Here is a 21,243-nt window from a genome sequence, read left to right as displayed (position 1 = left end):
GCCTTTTTTATGGAAGCGACAATATGAAAATACTGCAAATTGCCGTCGGGATTATTCGCAACCCGCAAAACCAGTTCTTTATCACCCAGCGCGCCGCCGACGCCCATATGGCGAACAAATGGGAGTTTCCGGGCGGGAAAATCGAGTCAGGCGAAACGCCGGAACAGGCGCTGATCCGTGAGCTTCAGGAAGAAGTGGGGATCACCCCGCTTGGCGCAACGCTGTTTGACAAGCTCGAATACCAGTTTCCCGACCGTCACATTACGCTTTGGTTCTGGCTGGTGGAAAACTGGGAGGGGGATCCCTGGGGCAAAGAGGGGCAACCGGGTAACTGGGTTGAACTGCAGGCAAGCGATGCCGACAAATTCCCGCCGGCAAATGAGCCTGTGATTACCCGGTTAGTGCAGGGCGTTTAATTTACTGCTGTTCTTCACTCCAGTCATCGCTGTCCGAAAGAGTGCCTTCACTCGGAATGCGTTTCTCTTCCGCCGCCCATTCGCCCAGGTCAATTAACTGACAGCGTTTACAGCAGAATGGGCGGTATGGGCTCACTTCGCCCCAGACAACACTTTTGCCACAGGTTGGGCAGTTTACGATGGTTACGTCAGACATTGGCACTCCTTAACAACAGGCCAGTTCAAAATCGAGGCGTTCCGGCACGGTGCCATTTTCACTGTCCAGCGGCATAAAGCGAATCGCAAAACGGCTCTTATGCCCGGAAATTTGCGGGTAAAGCTGCACGTCGAGCGAAAGGTTCAGTCGCAGCAGATCGGCATCGTCCCCGTTATCCTGGTAAAAACCGTTCAGGCTGGTCTGCTTGCGGAACGGCGCAGAGTTACGGATAAGATCGAGGATCAGCGATAACGTCCGGTGCATCGGCTCCAGGCTTTCCAGCCAGATATTCACCTGCGCATCACGCTGCGTTTGCGGCATGTGCAGCCACATATGAAGCGTCGGCAGGTCAAAGCTGCAGCATCCACCGGGAATACTCAGGCGCTGGCGTACCAGGGCAATCAAGCGATCTTCACGCAAAAACTGGCCAACGCGAGGGGCAGCCATTAACGTACTGCTACTGCTTTTTAACTGCTGACGCAGGGAATCGATACGGCTTTGATCAACACCCGGGACTTCCGCCCATGCCTGCAGTTTACGCTGCTGACGCTCAAGTTCTTTCAGTAATTCGGTGCGAACATCTCCACGTTCAATCACATCCAGCAGGTCGCCCACATTGCGGAAGAAGTGCAACGCAGTGGCGTGATCGTTGACAGGCAGATGTTGCGAGAGTTGTTGAATAAGAAATTCGATACGCAGCCAGGTACGCATTTTTTCGTTAAGCGGATGCTCAAAAAGGATGTGAGTCGACATTATGGTTTTTCCTGTGCAACGGCCTGCGCGGCGAAGGTCAAATACTGCGCGTGCAGACGGGCAACATCCGATGCAATGGCATCTGGTGCGCCGTTATTATCAATAACATCATCCGCAACGGCCAGGCGCTGATCGCGCGTGGCCTGAGCGGCAAGAATTTGTTCGGCATGTTCGCGCGAGACGCGATCGCGCGTCATGGTTCGCTGGATTTGCGTTTCGGGAAGGACATCAATGACCAGAACCCGATCGGCTTTCTTCTGCAGCTGATTTTCTACCAGCAACGGAACTACCCACAGCACATACGGTGAGCGGGCGGCGGCAATATGACGCTGGGTTTCCTGGTGGATAATGGGGTGGAGCAGGGCATTAAGCCAGACCTTTTCCGCAGAATCGGAAAAAATGCATTCGCGAAGCTGTCGGCGATTTAGCGTGCCGTCCGCATTAATGATGGCCGGGCCAAAATGTTCTTCAATGGCCTTTAACGCGGGTGTATTCGGTTCTACCACCTGACGGGCAATGATATCGGCATCAATAATCGCGATACCCAGGCGAGCGAAAGCGTCCGCAACGGTACTTTTGCCACTACCGATGCCGCCGGTTAATGCGACGGTATACCCCATTAAATCAAATCCTGGGAATTATTCATTATTAAAATCAGTTGGTTGAAATTCAAACGTATGCCAGCCAATGTTTAGCTCTCTTTACCGGCTTTTTACCAGGTAAATTTATAGGATTGTAGCGTAAAAAAAGAGAATTTCGCAGTCTTGCGGAGCAGGTATTAGTGCGTATGATAACGTCACTGGAGTTGTGCTTTTAACATATTTGCCTCTAACCCCAGGAATCCGCACATGCGTATCGAAGAAGATCTGAAGTTAGGTTTCAAAGACGTTCTTATCCGCCCTAAACGCTCTACACTGAAAAGTCGCTCAGACGTTGAACTCGAACGTCAATTCACCTTTAAACATTCCGGTCAGACCTGGTCTGGCGTGCCGATCATCGCTGCCAATATGGACACCGTGGGAACCTTCGAGATGGCAACCGCGCTGGCACAGTTCGACATCCTCACGGCAGTTCACAAACACTACAGCCCTGAAGAGTGGAACGCCTTTGTGGCATCCGCTTCTGCTGAGGTCGTGAAGCATGTGATGGTCTCTACCGGAACCTCAGATGCCGATTTCGAAAAGACCAAACAAATCCTCAAGAGTAACCCCGCGCTGAACTTCGTCTGTATTGATGTAGCGAATGGTTATTCCGAACACTTCGTGCAGTTCGTGAGCAAGGCGCGTGAAGCCTGGCCGAACAAAACCATCATTGCGGGTAACGTAGTGACCGGCGAGATGTGTGAGGAGCTGATCCTCTCTGGCGCAGATATCGTCAAAGTGGGCATTGGCCCGGGTTCCGTGTGCACCACGCGTGTCAAAACCGGTGTCGGTTATCCGCAGCTTTCTGCGGTTATTGAATGTGCCGATGCTGCGCACGGCCTGGGCGGCCAGATCATCAGTGACGGCGGTTGTACTACCCCGGGTGATGTCGCGAAAGCTTTCGGCGGCGGCGCAGACTTCGTGATGCTTGGCGGTATGCTGGCAGGTCACGAAGAGAGTGGCGGTACCGTGGTGGAAGAGAACGGTGAGAAATTTATGCTGTTCTACGGTATGAGCTCTGAATCGGCGATGACCCGTCACGTGGGTGGCGTTGCAAAATACCGTGCGGCAGAAGGCAAAACCGTGAAGCTGCCGCTGCGCGGCCCGGTTGAGAATACCGCGCGTGATATTCTTGGTGGCCTGCGTTCGGCCTGCACCTATGTGGGGGCATCCCGCCTGAAAGAGTTGACGAAACGCACGACCTTTATCCGCGTTCAGGAACAGGAAAACCGCGTTTTCAATAGCCTGTAATCGCGTAAGCTGGCGCACATCCGTGTGCCAGCGTTATCCCGCACTCATCGCATCCCCGAGATGGAAGATAGGCAGATACATTGCCACCACCAGCGTGCCGATAATCACACCCGTCACGATCAGCAGCACAGGCTCCAGCACTGCAGCCAGGTTATCTGCTGACTGAAAGGTTTGCTCCGTGTGGTAACGCGCCAGGTTTACCAGCATGATATCGAGCGCACCTGACGTTTCGCCGGTTCGCAATAGCTGAATACACAGCGGAGTAAAAACCGCCGCCTTTTGAAAGGATGCCCAAAGGGGATAACCCTTTTCAATGTCTTCCCGGATGGCGCGGAGTATCCCCTGCCAGTACCTGCTCTCAACCGTCTCTTCTGCACTCTCCAGACCCTTTAAAAAAGCGATGCCCGCCTGCTGCGTGAGCGACAGTACGGTAAAAATTTGCCCCAGCTTTTGTCCTTTAGCCAGCGCGCCCATGACGGGGATATGCAGCAGTACGTGTTGCCAGCGCGGATCCTGCCGCAAACCCCAGGCGATGATCATGGGAAGGAGTAGCCCCGCGAACAGCGCGAGGGCATAGGACTGTATAAACGTTGCCATTCCCATGACTATCTGTGTCAGCATCGGGAGTGGGGTATTAAACGTTTTGTAGATGGCAGCGAACTCGGGCAAGACCAGAGTGACCATGGCCAGCACCACGAGTACCGCCAGAGCCAGGATTACCATCGGGTAACGCAGTGCCTTTTTCACTTTCGCACTGAGTTGCTGCTGTGATTTTTGTTGCTGGGCAAGCTCACGGCAGCACGTCTCCAGCTTCCCGGTTAGCTCGCCGGTCTTCACCATCGACACATACAGTGGGCTAAATACCGCGGGCCAGCGCTTCAGCGCCTCAGAAAAAGGGCATCCTTCACTCAGCTCATCGGCAAGGCTTTGCAGGAGTGCCTGCCAGGGCGTTATCGGATGCTGGTCCGCCAGCATCTGCAGGCTGTCAGACAGTGTCAGGCCCGCCTGCAAAAGCGTGGCGAGCTGGTGAAATACCTCGTAGCGGTGATATGGTCGCCAGCGATACCTCTGCGTGCAGCGGGTGATTGTCAGAGGATGTAGCGCTTTGCGCATCAGCCTGTCGAAAGCCGCATTCCGGTCAGTTGCCCACAGAGCCCCGCTTCGGGGCTCCCCTTCAACGGATAGCGCACGCCAGCGCCAGAGGTGATTAGCAGCCATCGGGCATTCCCAGGATACGCAGCAACTCTTCGAGCGTGGTCAGTCCCTGTTCAACAGCCATACAGCCATGTTCGAAAAGGGATGTCATTCCTGCCTGACGGGCGCTGGCCTCAATCACCTCTGACCCCGCTCCGCTGGCAATGGCCTGCCGGAGTGTCTGGTCAATGACGAGCACTTCAAAAATGGCGACGCGACCATAAAAACCGTGATAACAGCGCTCACAGCCGGTGGGTTGCCAGCGCGGTAGCGGCCGGGGCCAAACGGAGCGAGGCAGTTCTGCCCGCTTGTCGGTTTCATGGCGGCAATGGGGGCATAAACGGCGCACCAGTCGCTGGGCGATGACCAGCGAGAGGGCGGAAGAGATCATCCATCGCGCCACCCCCATCTGCTGCAGGCGGATCAGGGTTTCCGCCGTCGAGTTGGTGTGTAGCGTCGACAACACCAGATGCCCGGTTTGTGCGGCATTAATGGCAATCTCTGCCGTTTCGCCATCACGAATTTCGCCGACCATAATGATGTCAGGATCCTGACGTAGCAGCGCTCTCAGCACCGTCTGGAAGGTGAGGCCCGCACGCGGGTTTATCTGCGTCTGGTTTAATCCTGCAAGCGGGATCTCTATCGGGTCTTCCACGCTGCAGATGTTCACATCCGGCGTGTTTCGAGCCTGCAGCGCGCTATACAGCGTCACGGTTTTACCGCTGCCGGTGGGGCCGGTAACCAGAATCAGCCCCTGCGGCTGGTGGAGCACTTCGCTAAAGCCGGCCAGCTGTTTAGCATTCATCCCCAACGTTTCTGGCTCAAGAGATTGCTGAACCTGATGCAGCAGGCGCAGTACAATTTTTTCACCCCCGCTGCAGGGAAGCGTGGCGATGCGAAATGAGACCGGCTCGTTTGCCAGCTCAATCGTAAACTGACCGTCCTGCGGTAAGCGGCGCTCCGCAATATCGAGGTTACCCAGCACTTTTAACCGGGCGCTGAGCATGGTCGCCAGCGCGGCTGACAGTGGGGGCTGCGGGCAAAGCACGCCGTCGATGCGCAGGCGAATCTGGCAAGTCTGCTCCATCGGTTCAATATGAATATCAGAAGCGCGTTGGTTTATCGCCTGCTGCAGCGTGTGGTTAAGAATATCCACCGCTGAGTGTGTCGGCGTAACGACGGGCAGATGCGTTTGTGTGGTTAACTGCCGGTGTTTTTCCATGCGCTCGGTGCTCCAGCACTCGATATCAATCCGTTTCTGGGTAGCGAAACGCAGGGCTTCCATCAGTTCAGGGCCGGGGTTTCCCACGACGGCAATGCTAATCATGTCGCTATCGCTGCTCAGCAGAAGGGCATGGTGACGCAGACAAAGTGCGACAAGCTGATCGGTATTCATCATCCGCTCCTCAGTGGGTGTCGAAGCGGAAAACGTCTTCACAGGCCTGCTTGAGCGCGCTGTCGGTACCGATGTTGCAGTCACGCGTCCACCCCGTCATGCCGTTGCCATTATTCCATTGTGGCGTCATGACCACCTCCAGCCCGTTAAGGCTCTCCTGGCCGGTTAAGGTCACGACGCCTTTCGCCACGTTCATGCCTGAAACGTAGCGGGTAGTGGTGGGGGACGGGATGCCATTACTGCCTCCGTCACAGCTCTCCACGCCGCCGTGATCCAGGGCGCAAAGCTCAATGGCGGTGCGGTAGGGAATGAAGGTTTGCAGCATATCGGTCAACGCTGCTTTTCGCAGGTAGTTCTGGTACGCGGGAACGCCGATGGCGCTCAGAATGGCAATAATGCCGATCACCACCATCAGCTCAATGAGTGTGAATCCTTGTTGTCTGTCCATGTCTGCTCCTTACGTTAAGTAGGGCTACTCTGGCAGTGAGACAGCGCAGAAACGAGGGGCAAAAAAAGGAACGTGAAGGGGCTTTCAGGGAATTCGTGGCGTGTTGCAGGGTAGGGCAATGCTTTTGCGAGCGGGAGTGAATTTCCCCTCTCCGCAACGAGAGGGGAGAGTCATTATTTGAAACGCATCGAGAGGTCGAGGGCGCGAACGTGCTTGGTCAGCGCCCCAACGGAGATGAAATCAACGCCGGTCTCGGCGAATTCACGGATCGTATCAAACGTCACGTTGCCGGATACTTCAAGCTGGGCTTTGCCGTTGGTCAGTTTTACCGCCTCGCGCATCTGCCCGGTTTCGAAGTTATCAAGCATGATGATATCGGCGCCGGCCTTGATAGCCTGCTCCAGCTCCTCCAGGTTTTCGACTTCCACTTCGACGGGCACATCCGGATGCAGCCAGAAGGCTTTTTCGACCGCCTGACGCACGGATCCTGAGGCAATGATATGGTTCTCTTTAATCAGGAACGCGTCAGACAACCCCAAACGATGGTTTGCACCGCCGCCACAGAGCACCGCGTATTTCAACGCAGTGCGCAGACCCGGTAGCGTTTTGCGGGTATCCAGCAACTGCGTGCGGGTACCCGCCAGCAGGTCAACGTAGCGACGCACTTCGCTTGCCACACCGGACAACGTCTGCACGAAGTTCAGCGCGGTTCGTTCGCCGGTCAGCAGTACGCGGGAAGGTCCATCAAGTTCGAACAGCGGCTGATTTGCCGTAATCGCATCACCGTCGTCGACATGCCAGGTGATCTGCACCTCATCGCCTGCCAGTTGGGTAAAGACCTCTTCAACCCAACGCTTACCGCAAAAAATACCCTCTTCGCGCGTAATAATGACCGCATGTGAGCGAGTCTCTTTTGGCAATAATTGTGCGGTAATATCCCTGTCGGCGCTGACGTCACCGCCCAGATCTTCTTTCAGGGCATGGGCAACGCTTGCCGGAATATCCATACTAATACGTTCCAGAAGCGCTTCACGTCGGTTGTCGGGGTTGTAACGGCGAGGCGGCATGATAAAACTCCAAATTGGTAACGAATCATAATATTGAAACATGCTACTCTGAACCGAGTAACAGCACCATACATAAGGAGTTCCAGCATGTTGTTAGAAAACGGATGGCTGGTGGATGCGCGGCATGTGCCCTCGCCGCACCACGACTGCCGCCCGGAGGATGAAAAGCCCACACTGCTGGTTGTTCATAATATCAGTCTCCCGCCGGGTGAGTTTGGCGGCCCGTGGATCGACGCGTTATTCACGGGGACCCTGGATCCTGATGCCCATCCTTTCTTTGCTGAGATTGCGCATCTGCGCGTGTCGGCTCACTGTCTGATCCGTCGCGACGGCGAAGTGGTTCAGTACGTCCCTTTTGATAAGCGCGCCTGGCATGCCGGCGTGTCGATGTACCAGGGACGCGAACGCTGCAATGATTTTTCCATCGGGATTGAGCTGGAAGGCACTGACACCACCCCCTACACCGATTCACAGTATCAACAGTTGGTGGCTGTAACCCAAACGCTGATCGGGCTCTATCCCGCGATAGCCGGGAATATTACGGGACACAGCGATATTGCCCCGGCGAGAAAAACCGATCCCGGCCCGGCTTTTGACTGGCCCCGGTTTCGCGCCTTGCTTACCGCGTCGTCAGAATAAGGAGATAACATGACGTTGTTTACCATGCTGCTGGTTATCATCGCTGAACGCCTGTTCAAACTCGGTGAGCACTGGCATCTGGATCACCGGCTGGAGGTGCTTTTCCGCCGGATTAAACATTTTTCCATGCTGCGCACGCTGCTGATGACCGCTGGCGTGATGGTTATAACGTTTTTACTGCTGCGTTCGCTTTACGGCCTCTTTTTCAACGTGCCGCTGCTGGTGGTGTGGATCCTGCTTGGCGTGCTCTGTATTGGCGCGGGCAAGGTGCGTATGCACTACCACGCCTATCTGAAAGCCGCATCCCGTGACGATGCCCATGCGCGGGGCGCCATGGCGAGCGAGCTGACGATGATCCACGGCGTGCCGCCGGATTGCGATGAGCGTGAATTTTTGCGCGAACTGCAAAATGCGCTGCTGTGGATCAACTTCCGTTACTACCTGGCACCGCTGTTCTGGTTTGTGGTGGGTGGTCCGTGGGGACCGGTACTGCTGATGGGCTATGCGTTTCTGCGCGCCTGGCAGACCTGGCTTGCCCGTTACCTTACCCCGCATGAACGTTTATTGTCGGGTATCGATGCCATTCTGCATGTGCTGGACTGGCTCCCGGTACGTCTGGTGGGCGTCGTTTATGCGTTAATTGGCCACGGTGAAAAAGCGCTGCCGGCATGGTTTGCTTCGCTTGCCGACCGTCACACGTCTCAGTATCAGGTGTTAACACGTCTGGCGCAGTTCTCGCTGGCGCGTGAGCCGCATACCGACAAGATTGAAACGCCGAAAGCGGCTGTCTCCATGGCGAAGAAAACGTCGTTTGTGGTGGTCGTGGTCGTGGCGTTGCTGACCATTTACGGCACGCTGGTCTAAGCCAGCGCGCCGTACCGGTCAGAGCGTATCAGCAGGCGGGATGCCAAAGTCAGGCATCCCGTTTTCGTCCCAGCGCACGTGTTTCAGACGCGTGTGACGATTCGGGTCATAGAGCGGGTCGCCTTCAATCTCGGTGTAGTTTCGCGCGTGGTAGACCAGCACGTCCTCTCCCTCCGGCGTTTGTGTGAAGCTGTTATGCCCGGGCCCAAACTGACGATTCTCGACGCTGGTTCGGAAAACCGGACGCGATGCTTTATGCCAGTTCGCCGGATTTTGCGGATCGGCGTTCATGTCTATCCACAGTAACCCCATGCAATAGTTCTCATCCGTAGCGCTGGCGGAGTAGCTGATAAACAGCTTATCTTCGTGAAACAGCACTGCCGGACCTTCGTTGACCCAAAATCCGCGGCATTCCCAGTCATACTCCGGTTTACTGAGCATCACCGGCTCGCCTTTGAGCGTCCACGGATTCGCCATTTCGCACAGATAGAGGTTGGAGTTTCCGGAGATATCCGGGGCTTTTTGTGCCCACAAATACCAGCGTTTTCCCTGATGGACGAACGTGGTGGCGTCCAGTGCGAAGGTGTCGAACGGGGTGGTAATCTGGCCTTTCTCGATCCACGTCCCGGTGAGGGGATCGTGGTCCGCACACTCCAGCGCAAACATACGGTGCTGGAACATCCCGAGGCTGTCCAGCGCCTGGGTATGGGTGGCTGCAAAATAGATATACCACTTACCGTCAATGTGGTGCAGTTCCGGTGCCCAGATCAGCTGGCTCATCGGCCCGGTCTCCGGTTTACGCCAGACCACGACCTCTTCGGCATCGCGTAGTCCTTCCAGCGAGTCGGCGCGACGGATCTCGAGCCTGTCGTACTGCGGCACGGAGGCGATAAAGTAGTACAGCCCCTCGTGGTGCAGAATATAGGGGTCGGCACGTTGTTCAATAAACGGGTTTGGCCAGGTGTGCATTCGGCTTTCCTTATTTCGTCTCAGCGGCTTTGAGTTCCTGATAATTATTCAGCTCGCGATAATTGTTGCGACGCTTCTCGAGGTCTTCCTGGATCTGCTTCATCGTTTCGCGGTCAACCTTCAGCAGACGTACCACGCCTGCGGTAATGAGATACCCGACGCCCGGAATCACGGTAAACAGCAATACAATACCGTTGATGGCATCCGGACTTTGCGCTTTCGCCCCCGCGTCATAACCGTACCAGGAGAGCAGGAAACCAACCATCGCACCGGCAATCGCCAGCCCCAGTTTGAGGAAGAAGATGTTACCGGAGAAGCTGATTCCGGTGATGCGCTTACCGGTTTTCCACTCACCGTAGTCATCGACGTCGGCCATCAGCGACCAGTGCAGCGGAGATGGGATCTGGTGCAGGATGTTCAGCAGGAAGTAGAGCACCACAATGGTGACCGTGGCTTTCGGATCGAAGAAATAGAAGGCGCAGGAGAAAATAGCCAGCACGATGTTGGTCCAGAAGAACACTTTCAGCTTACACCAGCGGTCGGTGAGGACTTTCGCCAGCATACTGCCGAGCATCATGCCAACCACGCCCAGGCTGATAAACAGCGTGGCGAAATGGGTACTCTGGCCCATAACCCAGGTCACGTAGTACATCGTGGCCGCCATGCGGATAAAGCCAGGGCACACGTTGCACAGGGTCAGCAGCAGAATGCGCACCCACTGGTCGTTCTTCCACACGTCTTTCAGGTCGTTTTTCAGCTCGTCATGAGTCTGTACCGCCGGGCGTACACGCTCGCGAACGGTATAGAAGCAGAACAGGAACATACCGGTACCAATCAGCGCCAGCACGGTCATTGCCATCTGGTAGCCTTTGGCTTTGTTGTCACCACCAAACCAGTCGGCCATCGGTAACAGCGTCAGCGACAGCAGCAGCGTGGCGATACCTACCAGCACAAAGCGATAGGACTGGCAGGCAACACGTTCCTGCGGATCGTTGGTAATCACGCCGCCTAACGAGCAGTAAGGAATGTTGATTGCCGTATAGGTTAAAGAGAGCAGGAAATAGGTGACGAAGGCATAGATAACTTTGCTGTTGTAGCTCCACTCTGGCGTGGTGAACATCAGGATGCTGAACAGCGCATAGGGAAAGGCAATCCACAGCAGCCATGGACGAAACCGGCCATATTTACTGCGGGTACGGTCGGCGATGGCCCCCATAATCGGATCCGTTACGGCATCAATTACGCGGACAGACAGCAGCAGTACGCCGACCAGTGCAGGTGCCAGGCCAAAAATATCGGTATAAAAATAATTAACAAACAACATGATGGCGCCAAAGATGATGTTGCAACCTGCATCGCCCATCCCATAGCCGATCTTTTCTTTTACTGACAGTTTAGCGTTATCCATAGACTGCTCTCCGGGTTACGGTATGGAGAGAATTATTTGCTGGCAAACGAATATATGCGTTGCAGTATCAGGGCGGTGATATGGATAAATGCGCTGTTGGCGTGAAATTGTGAGGGAGGTAACAACACGCGGTACCTGCAAAACGCAGATACCGCGGGGGAGACTTAGTGAGCTTTCAGGGCGTTGCGGCTTTTCTGGCTAAACAGATAGCCGATACCAAGAACGGCAACCCAGACTGGGATCAGGTACACCGAGATTGCCATACCCGGGGTTAGCAGCATGATGACCAGCACTCCCGCCATAAACAGCAGGCAGATCCAGTTGCCCAGCGGATAGAGCAGGGCAGGGAAGCGAGTCTTCACACCCTGCTGATGCTTGGCACGGCGGAACTTGATGTGTGCCAGGCTGATCATCGCCCAGTTGATAACCAGGGCAGAGACCACCAGCGCCATCAGCAGGCCAAACGCCGATTCCGGTGCCAGATAGTTAATCAGGACACACAGCGCCGTTACGATCGCCGAAACGATGATGGTGTTCACCGGAACGCCACGCTTGTCGACGTTGAGCAGCATCTTCGGCGCGTTACCCTGCTGGGCCAGGCCGAACAGCATACGGCTGTTGCAGTATACGCAGCTGTTATAGACCGACAGCGCCGCCGTCAGCACCACGATGTTGAGCGCATTCGCCACGACGGTATCGCCCAGTTCGTGGAAAATCAGGACAAACGGGCTGGTGTCGGCAGTAACGCGCGTCCACGGCAGCAGAGAGAGCAGAACGGCCAGTGAGCCCACATAGAAAATCAGAATACGGTAGATAACCTGGTTGGTCGCTTTCGGGATGCTCTGCTCCGGGTTGTCAGCTTCAGCTGCGGTGATGCCGACCAGCTCCAGACCACCAAAGGAGAACATAATGATTGCCATCATCATCACGAGGCCCGTCATGCCGTGAGGCAGGAAGCCGCCCTGTTCCCAGAGGTTGCGTACCGTGGCCTGCGGGCCACCGTTGCCGCTAAACAGCAGCCAGCCGCCAAAGATGATCATCGCAACGACGGCAACCACTTTGATGATGGCAAACCAGAACTCCATCTCACCGAAGACTTTAACGTTGGTGAGGTTGATGGCGTTAATGATGACGAAGAAGGCCGCAGCAGAAGCCCAGGTGGGGATCTCCGGGTACCAGAATTGAATGTATTTCCCGACGGCGGTCAGTTCAGCCATGGCAACCAGAACGTACAACACCCAGTAGTTCCAGCCTGACGCGAAACCGGCGAAACTCCCCCAGTACTTATAGGCAAAGTGGCTGAAAGAGCCCGCAACCGGCTCTTCAACGACCATTTCACCTAACTGGCGCATAATCAGAAAAGCGATAAAACCGGCAATGGCGTAACCCAAAATAATGCCGGGACCGGCAGACTGGATAACGGATGCACTTCCCAGAAACAGTCCAGTGCCAATAGCACCGCCCAGTGCGATTAGCTGTATATGGCGGTTCTTCAGACCGCGCTTTAGCTGATCGCCGTGCTGTTGAGCTTCCATTTGAAACCTCGTGTGTGGTTGTTATGTTCACGCGACGCGTGTGTAATTATGAATATCCGTTTTCTGTATTTATTTCTTTACAGTCAATGAGACCGAAAAAAGCGGAGATGTCTTCCGTAAGCGCCAGAATAGTGGTAAGTGCCAGCGAATGCACCTGCTTTATGACGGGGCGATGACGAGTTGAATAAAAAGAAAGCATTTGTAAATCACCCCGCTAACCCTTCTTACCCCAACCTTTAGAATAGAAATGCTCCGTAAGTGGGCAAAATTTCATATTTTGCGTTGTTGAATCGCTTCAGATTGCAAAAACCCTCGTTTCATTAAGGTTAAAACTCCCACTAAGGGAGTAACTAACTCATTTGTGCGAAGTTACATTTCTGAAACGTTATTTCTGTAAGGTTGTTAAAATGTGCAGGGTTTACTGATTTCAATCAAAACCAATATGGACAGAAGGTGAATACTTTGTTACTTTAGCGATACGAACTTGAAATTGGTAAGACCAATTGACTCCGGGCAAAAAGGCGTAAGACAGGGAATATGGCCTACAGCAAAATTCGCCAACCAAAACTATCTGATGTGATTGAGCAGCAGCTGGAGTTTTTAATCCTCGAAGGGACACTGCGCCCGGGTGAGAAACTTCCGCCAGAACGCGAGCTGGCAAAACAGTTCGACGTTTCACGTCCCTCTCTGCGTGAGGCGATTCAACGTCTCGAAGCAAAGGGCTTGCTGCTTCGTCGCCAGGGCGGCGGAACCTTTGTGCAAAACAGCCTGTGGCAGAGCTTCAGCGATCCGCTGGTAGAACTTCTCTCTGACCACCCAGAATCCCAGTTTGATCTGCTTGAGACCCGTCACGCGCTAGAAGGTATCGCGGCCTATTACGCCGCACTTCGTAGCACTGATGAAGATCGCGTGCGTATCCGCGAACTTCATCAGGCCATTGAACGGGCACAGCAATCCGGCGATTTAGACGCCGAGTCCAATGCCGTTGTCCAGTATCAAATCGCCGTCACCGAAGCTGCACACAATGTTGTGCTCCTCCATCTGCTACGCTGCATGGAGCCGATGCTGGCCCAGAACGTTCGTCAGAATTTTGAATTGTTGTATGCCCGTCGGGACATGCTCCCATTGGTAAGCAACCATCGCACCCGAGTATTCGAGGCGATAATGGCCGGGGAACCGGAGCAGGCGCGCGAAGCGTCGCACCGACATCTGGCTTTCATTGAGGAAATCTTGCTGGACCGCAGCCGTGAACAATCGCGTCGCGAACGTTCATTACGCCGCATACAGCAACGAAAGGATTAAGCGCCAGGGTTTTTTAGAGCGCGGCAACTAAACGCAGAACCTGTCTTATTGTGTTCTTGCCCAAGAGCACAATGGGACAGGTTCCAGACAAATCAACGTATTAGATAGATAAGGAATACCCCCATGTCAGAACGTCTCCAAAATGACGTGGATCCGATCGAAACTCGCGACTGGCTACAGGCGATCGAATCGGTCATCCGTGAAGAAGGTGTTGAGCGTGCTCAGTATCTGATTGATCAGCTGCTTTCTGAAGCCCGCAAAGGCGGTGTGAAGGTTGCTTCAGGTGCAGGGGCTAGCAACTACGTAAACACGATTGCCGTTGAAGACGAACCGGAATACCCGGGCAATCTGGATCTGGAACGCCGTATCCGTTCTGCAATCCGCTGGAACGCCATCATGACCGTTCTGCGCGCGTCCAAGAAAGACCTGGAGCTGGGTGGCCACATGGCGTCCTTCCAGTCTTCTGCGACCGTTTACGAAGTGTGTTTCAACCACTTCTTCCGTGCAGCTAACGAGAAAGACGGCGGCGATCTGGTGTACTTCCAGGGCCACATCTCTCCGGGCATCTATGCACGTGCATTCCTGGAAGGTCGTCTGACTGAAGAGCAGATGAACAACTTCCGTCAGGAAGTTCACGGTAAAGGTCTGTCTTCTTACCCACACCCTAAACTGATGCCAGAATTCTGGCAGTTCCCGACAGTATCCATGGGTCTGGGCCCAATCGGTGCTATCTATCAGGCTAAATTCCTGAAATATCTGGAACACCGTGGTCTGAAAGACACCTCTGAACAGACCGTCTACGCCTTCCTGGGCGATGGCGAGATGGATGAGCCAGAATCGAAAGGCGCAATCACCATTGCGACCCGTGAGAAACTGGACAACCTGTGCTTCATCATCAACTGTAACCTGCAGCGTCTGGATGGTCCGGTAACCGGTAACGGCAAGATCATCAACGAACTGGAAGGCATCTTCGCCGGTGCTGGCTGGAACGTGATCAAAGTGATGTGGGGTTCCCGTTGGGACGAACTGCTGCGTAAAGACACCAGCGGTAAACTGATCCAGCTGATGAACGAAACCGTTGACGGTGACTACCAGACCTTCAAATCCAAAGACGGTGCCTACGTTCGTGAGCACTTCTTCGGTAAATATCCTGAAACCGCAGCACTGGTTGCAGACTGGACTGACGAACAGATCTGGGCTCTGAACCGTGGCGGCCACGATCCGAAGAAAATTTACGCTGCACTGAAAAAAGCACGTGAAACCAAAGGTAAAGCGACTGTAATCCTGGCCCATACCATCAAAGGTTACGGCATGGGTGATACCGCAGAAGGTAAAAACATCGCTCACCAGGTTAAGAAAATGAACATGGACGGCGTGCGTTATATCCGCGACCGTTTCAACGTTCCAGTGACCGATGAGCAGGTAGAAAACCTGTCTTACATCACCTTCCCTGAAGGTTCTGAAGAGCATAAGTACCTGCACGAACGTCGTCAGGCGCTGAAAGGCTACCTGCCAGCTCGTCAGCCTAACTTCACCGAGAAGCTGGAACTGCCAGCGCTGGAAGATTTCTCTCAGCTGCTGGAAGAGCAGAACAAAGAGATCTCTACCACTATCGCTTTCGTTCGTGCCCTGAACGTGATGCTGAAGAACAAGTCGATCAAAGATCGTCTGGTTCCAATCATTGCCGACGAAGCGCGTACTTTCGGTATGGAAGGTCTGTTCCGTCAGATCGGTATTTACAGCCCGAACGGCCAGCAGTACACCCCGCAGGACCGTGAGCAGGTTGCTTACTACAAAGAAGACGAGAAAGGTCAGATCCTGCAGGAAGGTATCAACGAGCTGGGCGCAGGCGCATCCTGGCTGGCTGCTGCGACCTCTTACAGCACCAACAACCTGCCGATGATCCCGTTCTACATTTACTACTCCATGTTCGGGTTCCAGCGTATCGGTGACCTGTGCTGGCAGGCAGGCGACCAGCAGGCTCGCGGCTTCCTGATCGGTGGTACTTCTGGTCGTACGACCCTGAACGGTGAAGGTCTGCAGCACGAAGATGGTCACAGCCATATTCAGTCTCTGACTATCCCTAACTGTATCTCTTACGACCCGTCTTACGCGTACGAAGTGGCAGTCATCATGCATGACGGTCTGCAGCGCATGTACGGTGAAGCGCAAGAGAACATTTACTACTACATCACCACGCTGAACGAAAACTACCACATGCCGGCCATGCCAGCAGGTGCCGAGGAAGGTATCCGTAAAGGTATCTACAAACTCGAAACCGTTGCAGGTAGCAAAGGTAAAGTTCAGCTGCTGGGCTCCGGTTCTATCCTGCGTCACGTACGTGAAGCGGCACAGATCCTGGCGAACGACTACGGCGTTGGCTCTGACGTGTACAGCGTAACGTCCTTCACTGAACTGGCGCGTGATGGCCAGGATTGTGAGCGCTGGAACATGCTGCACCCAATGGAAACGCCACGCGTTCCATACATCGCTCAGGTGATGAACGACGCGCCTGCGGTTGCGTCTACTGACTATATGAAACTGTTCGCTGAGCAGGTTCGTACTTACGTACCGGCTGATGATTACCGCGTACTGGGTACTGACGGCTTCGGTCGTTCTGACAGCCGCGAAAACCTGCGTCACCACTTCGAAGTGGATGCATCTTACGTGGTTGTAGCAGCACTGGGCGAACTGGCTAAACGTGGCGAAATCGATAAGAAAGTGGTTGCGGACGCAATCACCAAATTCAACATCGATGCAGATAAAGTTAACCCGCGTCTGGCGTAAGAGGTAAAAGAAGAATGGCTATCGAAATCAAAGTACCGGACATCGGGGCTGATGAAGTTGAAATCACCGAGATCCTGGTCAAAGTGGGCGACAAAGTTGAAGCTGAACAGTCGCTGATCACTGTAGAAGGCGATAAAGCCTCTATGGAAGTTCCGTCTCCTCAGGCTGGCATCGTTAAAGAGATCAAAGTCTCTGTTGGCGATAAAACCGAGACTGGCAAACTGATCATGATTTTCGATTCCGCCGACGGTGCAGCAGCTGCTGCACCTGCGCAGGAAGAGAAGAAAGAAGCTGCTCCTGCGGCGGCTGCACCAGCAGCTGCTGCGGCAAAAGAAGTCAACGTGCCTGACATCGGCGGTGACGAAGTAGAAGTCACTGAAATCCTGGTGAAAGTGGGCGATAGCGTTACGGCTGAGCAGTCCCTGATCACCGTAGAAGGCGACAAAGCCTCTATGGAAGTGCCGGCGCCATTCGCGGGTACGGTTAAAGAGATCAAGATCAACACCGGTGACAAAGTTTCTACCGGCTCTCTGATCATGATCTTCGAAGTGGCAGGTGCTGCACCTGCTGCCGCGCCTGCTCAGGCTGCTGCGCCGGCACCGGCCGCTGCACCTGCTGCTGGCGGTGCGAAAGATGTCAACGTACCTGACATCGGTGGTGACGAAGTTGAAGTCACCGAAGTGATGGTAAAAGTGGGCGACAAAGTTGCTGCTGAACAGTCACTGATCACCGTTGAAGGCGACAAAGCGTCTATGGAAGTACCCGCGCCATTCGCGGGTACCGTTAAAGAGATCAAAATCAGCACCGGCGACAAAGTGTCTACGGGCTCTCTGATCATGGTCTTCGAAGTGGAAGGCGCTGCGCCAGCTGCTGCTCCGGCTGCCGCTGCTGCACCAGCACCTGCCGCTGCACCGGCTCAGGCGGCTAAACCTGCTGCTGCCCCTGCTGCAAAAGCAGAAGGTAAATCTGAGTTCGCTGAGAACGACGCTTACGTTCACGCTACGCCACTGATTCGTCGCCTGGCGCGCGAATTCGGTGTAAACCTGGCGAAAGTGAAAGGGACTGGCCGTAAAGGTCGTATCCTGCGCGAAGACGTTCAGGCCTATGTGAAAGACGCGGTGAAACGCGCTGAAGCTGCCCCTGCTGCTGCCGCTGGCGGCGGTATTCCGGGCATGCTGCCATGGCCGAAAGTGGACTTCAGCAAGTTCGGTGAAATCGAAGAAGTGGAACTGGGTCGTATCCAGAAAATCTCTGGTGCCAACCTGAGCCGTAACTGGGTGATGATCCCGCACGTTACGCACTTCGACAAAACGGATATCACCGATCTGGAAGCGTTCCGTAAACAGCAGAATGCCGAAGCTGAGAAGCGTAAACTGGACGTGAAATTCACCCCAGTCGTCTTCATCATGAAAGCCGTTGCTGCGGCGCTTGAGCAGATGCCACGCTTCAACAGCTCCCTGTCCGAAGATGGCCAGAAGCTGACGCTGAAGAAATACATCAACATCGGTGTTGCGGTTGATACGCCAAATGGTCTGGTTGTTCCGGTCTTTAAAGACGTGAACAAGAAGAGCATCACTGAGCTGTCCCGTGAACTGACCACCATCTCCAAAAAAGCGCGTGATGGTAAGCTGACTGCCGGCGAAATGCAGGGCGGCTGCTTTACTATCTCCAGCATCGGCGGCCTGGGTACTACCCACTTCGCACCGATTGTTAACGCGCCGGAAGTGGCTATCCTCGGTGTGTCCAAGTCCGCGATGGAACCGGTATGGAATGGCAAAGAGTTCGTGCCGCGTCTGATGATGCCAATCTCTCTGTCCTTCGACCACCGCGTGATCGACGGTGCTGATGGTGCGCGTTTCATCACCATCATCAACAACACCCTGAGCGACATTCGCCGCCTGGTGATGTAATCGAAAAGCCGGCCAGTCGGCCGGCTTTTTTCTGTTAATCTCATGTGGTCTGTGAGGTTATTGGCGAAAAGCGACAATTCGTGAGCCGTTTGTTGTTTCAAAATTGTTAACAATTTTGTAAACTGCGGGCGGATAGAACGTCCCGGTGGATGAAGGGCGACAAGTACCTGGACCGCCGGAAATCAATAAGAGGTCATGATGAGTACTGAAATCAAAACTCAGGTCGTGGTACTTGGGGCAGGCCCGGCGGGTTACTCTGCTGCCTTCCGTTGCGCTGATTTAGGTCTGGAAACCGTAATCGTAGAACGCTACAACACCCTCGGTGGTGTTTGCCTGAACGTAGGCTGTATCCCTTCTAAAGCTCTGCTGCACGTTGCGAAAGTTATCGAAGAAGCCAAAGCACTGGCTGAACACGGTATCGTCTTCGGCGAGCCGAAAACCGATATCGACAAGATTCGTACCTGGAAAGAGAAAGTTATCACTCAGCTGACCGGTGGTCTGGCAGGTATGGCCAAAGGCCGTAAAGTGAAAGTGGTAAACGGTCTGGGTAAATTCACCGGCGCGAACACCCTGGAAGTGGAAGGCGAAAACGGCAAAACCGTTATCAACTTCGACAACGCGATCATCGCTGCGGGCTCCCGTCCAATTCAGCTGCCATTCATTCCACATGAAGATCCACGCGTGTGGGATTCCACCGATGCGCTGGAGCTGAAATCCGTACCTAAGCGTATGCTGGTTATGGGTGGCGGTATCATCGGTCTGGAAATGGGTACCGTGTACCATGCGCTGGGTTCAGAGATCGACGTGGTTGAAATGTTCGACCAGGTTATCCCGGCTGCCGATAAAGACATCGTTAAAGTCTTCACCAAACGTATCAGCAAGAAATTCAACCTGATGCTGGAAACCAAAGTGACTGCCGTTGAAGCGAAAGAAGACGGTATTTACGTTTCCATGGAAGGCAAAAAAGCCCCTGCCGAACCACAGCGTTACGACGCCGTGCTGGTGGCTATCGGCCGTGTGCCGAACGGTAAAAACCTCGACGCGGGCAAAGCAGGCGTGGAAGTGGACGACCGTGGCTTCATCCGCGTTGACAAACAGCTGCGCACCAACGTGCCGCACATCTTTGCTATCGGCGATATCGTCGGTCAGCCAATGCTGGCGCACAAAGGTGTTCACGAAGGTCACGTTGCCGCTGAAGTTATCGCCGGCATGAAACACTACTTCGATCCGAAAGTGATCCCATCTATCGCTTACACCGAGCCAGAAGTGGCATGGGTGGGTCTGACTGAGAAAGAAGCGAAAGAGAAAGGCATCAGCTACGAAACCGCCACCTTCCCGTGGGCTGCTTCTGGCCGTGCTATCGCTTCCGACTGCGCAGACGGTATGACCAAACTGATCTTCGACAAAGAGACTCACCGTGTGATCGGTGGTGCGATTGTCGGTACCAACGGCGGCGAGCTGCTGGGTGAAATCGGTCTGGCTATCGAAATGGGTTGTGACGCTGAAGACATCGCGCTGACTATCCACGCTCACCCGACTCTGCACGAGTCTGTTGGCCTGGCGGCAGAAGTGTTCGAAGGTAGCATCACCGACCTGCCTAACGCGAAAGCGAAGAAGAAATAAGTTTCTTCATGATTGCGAAACGCCTCCTCCGGAGGCGTTTTTTTTGCCTGCGTTATGGGGCGACCGGTTGCCAGGTGTGATCCAGGTGATAAGCAGGTAACGCCTGCGCTTTCTTCTCTGACTCGCTGCCGAGGTCCGACTGGTACACCTTGTCGGTCTGGTTTATTACAAAGCTCATCACGCCCGTCTGGCCGTAGCTGACTGGCCAGGCCACCATGGCAAAACCGTTTTTATCCGGTAGGATGCGAAAACGGTAGCCATGATAGCCAGTGCCGGGTTCTTTCGGGCTGAAGGCCGGACCGAGTGGGCTGGGGGCTTCGCCGGGCGAGGCCGGCCAGTATAAGCCGTCTTTTTTGCCGGCTGAGCTGACAATCTTCTGCGCATATTTCTGGTTCAGCGCAAAATAGCTTTGCTGTGCATCCACATACGCGTGCAGCGCCTCGATGGCGGCGAGCTCGTTGCGGCCAATCTCGCGGGTCAGGATCTCTTCAGCCCCTTCTTTGATATCAAATTGCCAGCCAGAGGCGGTTTTGATCACCGGAATCGGTAGCTGCCAGTCGCTGTCACCGACCACAAGATGTGCCTTATTCCCGTCAACGACCGTATTGTGCCGCACTTTCCAGTCGCGCAGGAAGCGATCCACGGCATCAGGATCCACCCCTTCCGGCGGCAGAAAATCACGCCAGTTCTCACCGAGCAGGGTGTTCATCGCGCTTTCATTTTGCTCACTGATGGCGCTGGCCAGCGCATCGGTTGCCTGGTCTGGCGTGCTGAAAGATTGCTGCGCCATTGCGGCGGCCGACAGCATGAATAACGCGATCCCACTGAGTAATTTGCTTTTCAT

General features: G+C 54.5%; 19 protein-coding genes. 8 read left to right on the top strand and 11 right to left on the bottom strand.

The features are described from left to right. Positions 1-23 precede the first annotated feature (23 nt). The gene (gene mutT, locus L466_RS02610; RefSeq protein WP_014168637.1) at positions 24-416 is read left to right on the top strand and encodes an 8-oxo-dGTP diphosphatase MutT; all 393 of its coding nucleotides are present in this window, start codon (positions 24-26) and stop codon (positions 414-416) included. 1 nt (position 417) lies between these two features. On the opposite strand, the gene yacG is transcribed toward mutT, so the two are convergent. Genes yacG through coaE form a run of 3 tightly spaced genes read right to left on the bottom strand, consistent with a single transcriptional unit; the run spans position 418 to position 1,985 of the window. Next, positions 418-612 carry a DNA gyrase inhibitor YacG gene (yacG, locus tag L466_RS02615; RefSeq protein ID WP_020882580.1) on the bottom strand — a complete coding sequence of 65 codons (195 nt, stop codon included), beginning with the start codon at positions 610-612 and terminating at the stop codon, positions 418-420. A gap of 9 nt (positions 613-621) precedes the next feature. Then, entirely contained in the window at positions 622-1,365 is a 744-nt protein-coding gene (gene zapD, locus L466_RS02620; protein ID WP_014168639.1) for a cell division protein ZapD, read from the bottom strand. Next, positions 1,365-1,985, bottom strand: coding sequence for a dephospho-CoA kinase (gene coaE, locus L466_RS02625; RefSeq protein WP_032681665.1), 621 nt, complete (start codon positions 1,983-1,985; stop codon positions 1,365-1,367). The genes zapD and coaE overlap by 1 nt, the downstream gene beginning before the upstream one ends. A 228-nt stretch (positions 1,986-2,213) precedes the next feature. Here coaE and L466_RS02630 point away from each other — a divergent pair, with 228 nt between their 5' ends. Beyond that, positions 2,214-3,257, top strand: a complete 1,044-nt coding sequence (locus tag L466_RS02630) for a GMP reductase (protein WP_014168641.1) — start codon at positions 2,214-2,216, stop codon at positions 3,255-3,257. 33 nt (positions 3,258-3,290) lie between these two features. On the opposite strand, the gene hofC is transcribed toward L466_RS02630, so the two are convergent. The 4 genes from hofC to nadC form a co-directional block, all read right to left on the bottom strand. Then, positions 3,291-4,475 (bottom strand): protein transport protein HofC, encoded by a 1,185-nt coding sequence (hofC, locus tag L466_RS02635; protein WP_032681663.1) that lies wholly within the window; start codon positions 4,473-4,475, stop codon positions 3,291-3,293. Next, complete coding sequence (gene gspE, locus L466_RS02640; RefSeq protein ID WP_032681661.1) at positions 4,465-5,847, bottom strand: type II secretion system protein GspE; 1,383 nt, start codon at positions 5,845-5,847, stop codon at positions 4,465-4,467. Before gspE ends, hofC begins: the two co-directional genes overlap by 11 nt. Before the next feature lie 10 nt (positions 5,848-5,857). Further along, positions 5,858-6,295: a prepilin peptidase-dependent pilin gene (ppdD, locus tag L466_RS02645; RefSeq protein ID WP_032681660.1), complete on the bottom strand. Its 438-nt coding sequence runs from the start codon at positions 6,293-6,295 to the stop codon at positions 5,858-5,860. Positions 6,296-6,468: 173 nt separating this feature from the next. Beyond that, positions 6,469-7,362, bottom strand: coding sequence for a carboxylating nicotinate-nucleotide diphosphorylase (gene nadC, locus L466_RS02650; RefSeq protein ID WP_032681658.1), 894 nt, complete (start codon positions 7,360-7,362; stop codon positions 6,469-6,471). A gap of 87 nt (positions 7,363-7,449) precedes the next feature. On the opposite strand from nadC, the gene ampD reads away from it, so the two are divergent. Beyond that, the gene (gene ampD, locus L466_RS02655; protein WP_032681656.1) at positions 7,450-8,001 is read left to right on the top strand and encodes a 1,6-anhydro-N-acetylmuramyl-L-alanine amidase AmpD; all 552 of its coding nucleotides are present in this window, start codon (positions 7,450-7,452) and stop codon (positions 7,999-8,001) included. Positions 8,002-8,010: 9 nt separating this feature from the next. Then, positions 8,011-8,865, top strand: coding sequence for a beta-lactamase regulator AmpE (ampE, locus tag L466_RS02660; RefSeq protein WP_025205391.1), 855 nt, complete (start codon positions 8,011-8,013; stop codon positions 8,863-8,865). Between the two features lie 18 nt (positions 8,866-8,883). Here the strand turns inward: ampE and L466_RS02665 are convergent, their stop codons facing one another. The 3 genes from L466_RS02665 to aroP all read right to left on the bottom strand — a co-directional run bounded on the left by L466_RS02665 (position 8,884) and on the right by aroP (position 12,777). After that, a complete protein-coding gene (locus tag L466_RS02665; RefSeq protein ID WP_032681654.1) occupies positions 8,884-9,834 on the bottom strand; it encodes a glycoside hydrolase family 43 protein in 951 nt (316 codons plus the stop codon). A gap of 10 nt (positions 9,835-9,844) precedes the next feature. Next, on the bottom strand, positions 9,845-11,242 hold the full coding sequence (locus L466_RS02670) for a glycoside-pentoside-hexuronide (GPH):cation symporter (protein ID WP_014168649.1): 1,398 nt from the start codon (positions 11,240-11,242) through the stop codon (positions 9,845-9,847). 164 nt (positions 11,243-11,406) lie between these two features. Then, on the bottom strand, positions 11,407-12,777 hold the full coding sequence (gene aroP / locus L466_RS02675; RefSeq protein WP_014168651.1) for an aromatic amino acid transporter AroP: 1,371 nt from the start codon (positions 12,775-12,777) through the stop codon (positions 11,407-11,409). A 537-nt stretch (positions 12,778-13,314) separates the two neighbouring features. On the opposite strand from aroP, the gene pdhR reads away from it, so the two are divergent. The 4 genes from pdhR to lpdA all read left to right on the top strand — a co-directional run bounded on the left by pdhR (position 13,315) and on the right by lpdA (position 20,399). Beyond that, complete coding sequence (gene pdhR, locus L466_RS02680) at positions 13,315-14,079, top strand: pyruvate dehydrogenase complex transcriptional repressor PdhR (protein ID WP_013095596.1); 765 nt, start codon at positions 13,315-13,317, stop codon at positions 14,077-14,079. A gap of 123 nt (positions 14,080-14,202) precedes the next feature. Beyond that, positions 14,203-16,866 (top strand): pyruvate dehydrogenase (acetyl-transferring), homodimeric type, encoded by a 2,664-nt coding sequence (aceE, locus tag L466_RS02685; protein ID WP_014168653.1) that lies wholly within the window; start codon positions 14,203-14,205, stop codon positions 16,864-16,866. Positions 16,867-16,880: 14 nt separating this feature from the next. Beyond that, entirely contained in the window at positions 16,881-18,776 is a 1,896-nt protein-coding gene (gene aceF / locus L466_RS02690) for a pyruvate dehydrogenase complex dihydrolipoyllysine-residue acetyltransferase (RefSeq protein WP_014168654.1), read from the top strand. Between the two features lie 198 nt (positions 18,777-18,974). Then, positions 18,975-20,399 (top strand): dihydrolipoyl dehydrogenase, encoded by a 1,425-nt coding sequence (lpdA, locus tag L466_RS02695; RefSeq protein ID WP_020882589.1) that lies wholly within the window; start codon positions 18,975-18,977, stop codon positions 20,397-20,399. 52 nt (positions 20,400-20,451) lie between these two features. On the opposite strand, the gene L466_RS02700 is transcribed toward lpdA, so the two are convergent. Further along, a complete protein-coding gene (locus tag L466_RS02700) occupies positions 20,452-21,243 on the bottom strand; it encodes a DUF2950 family protein (RefSeq protein WP_020882590.1) in 792 nt (263 codons plus the stop codon).

Source organism: Enterobacter sp. BIDMC 30 (assembly GCF_000534355.1).
GTDB lineage: Bacteria > Pseudomonadota > Gammaproteobacteria > Enterobacterales > Enterobacteriaceae > Enterobacter > Enterobacter ludwigii.
Note: the sequence above shows the minus strand (reverse complement) of the source record. Positions and strands in the feature narration are given on the sequence as shown.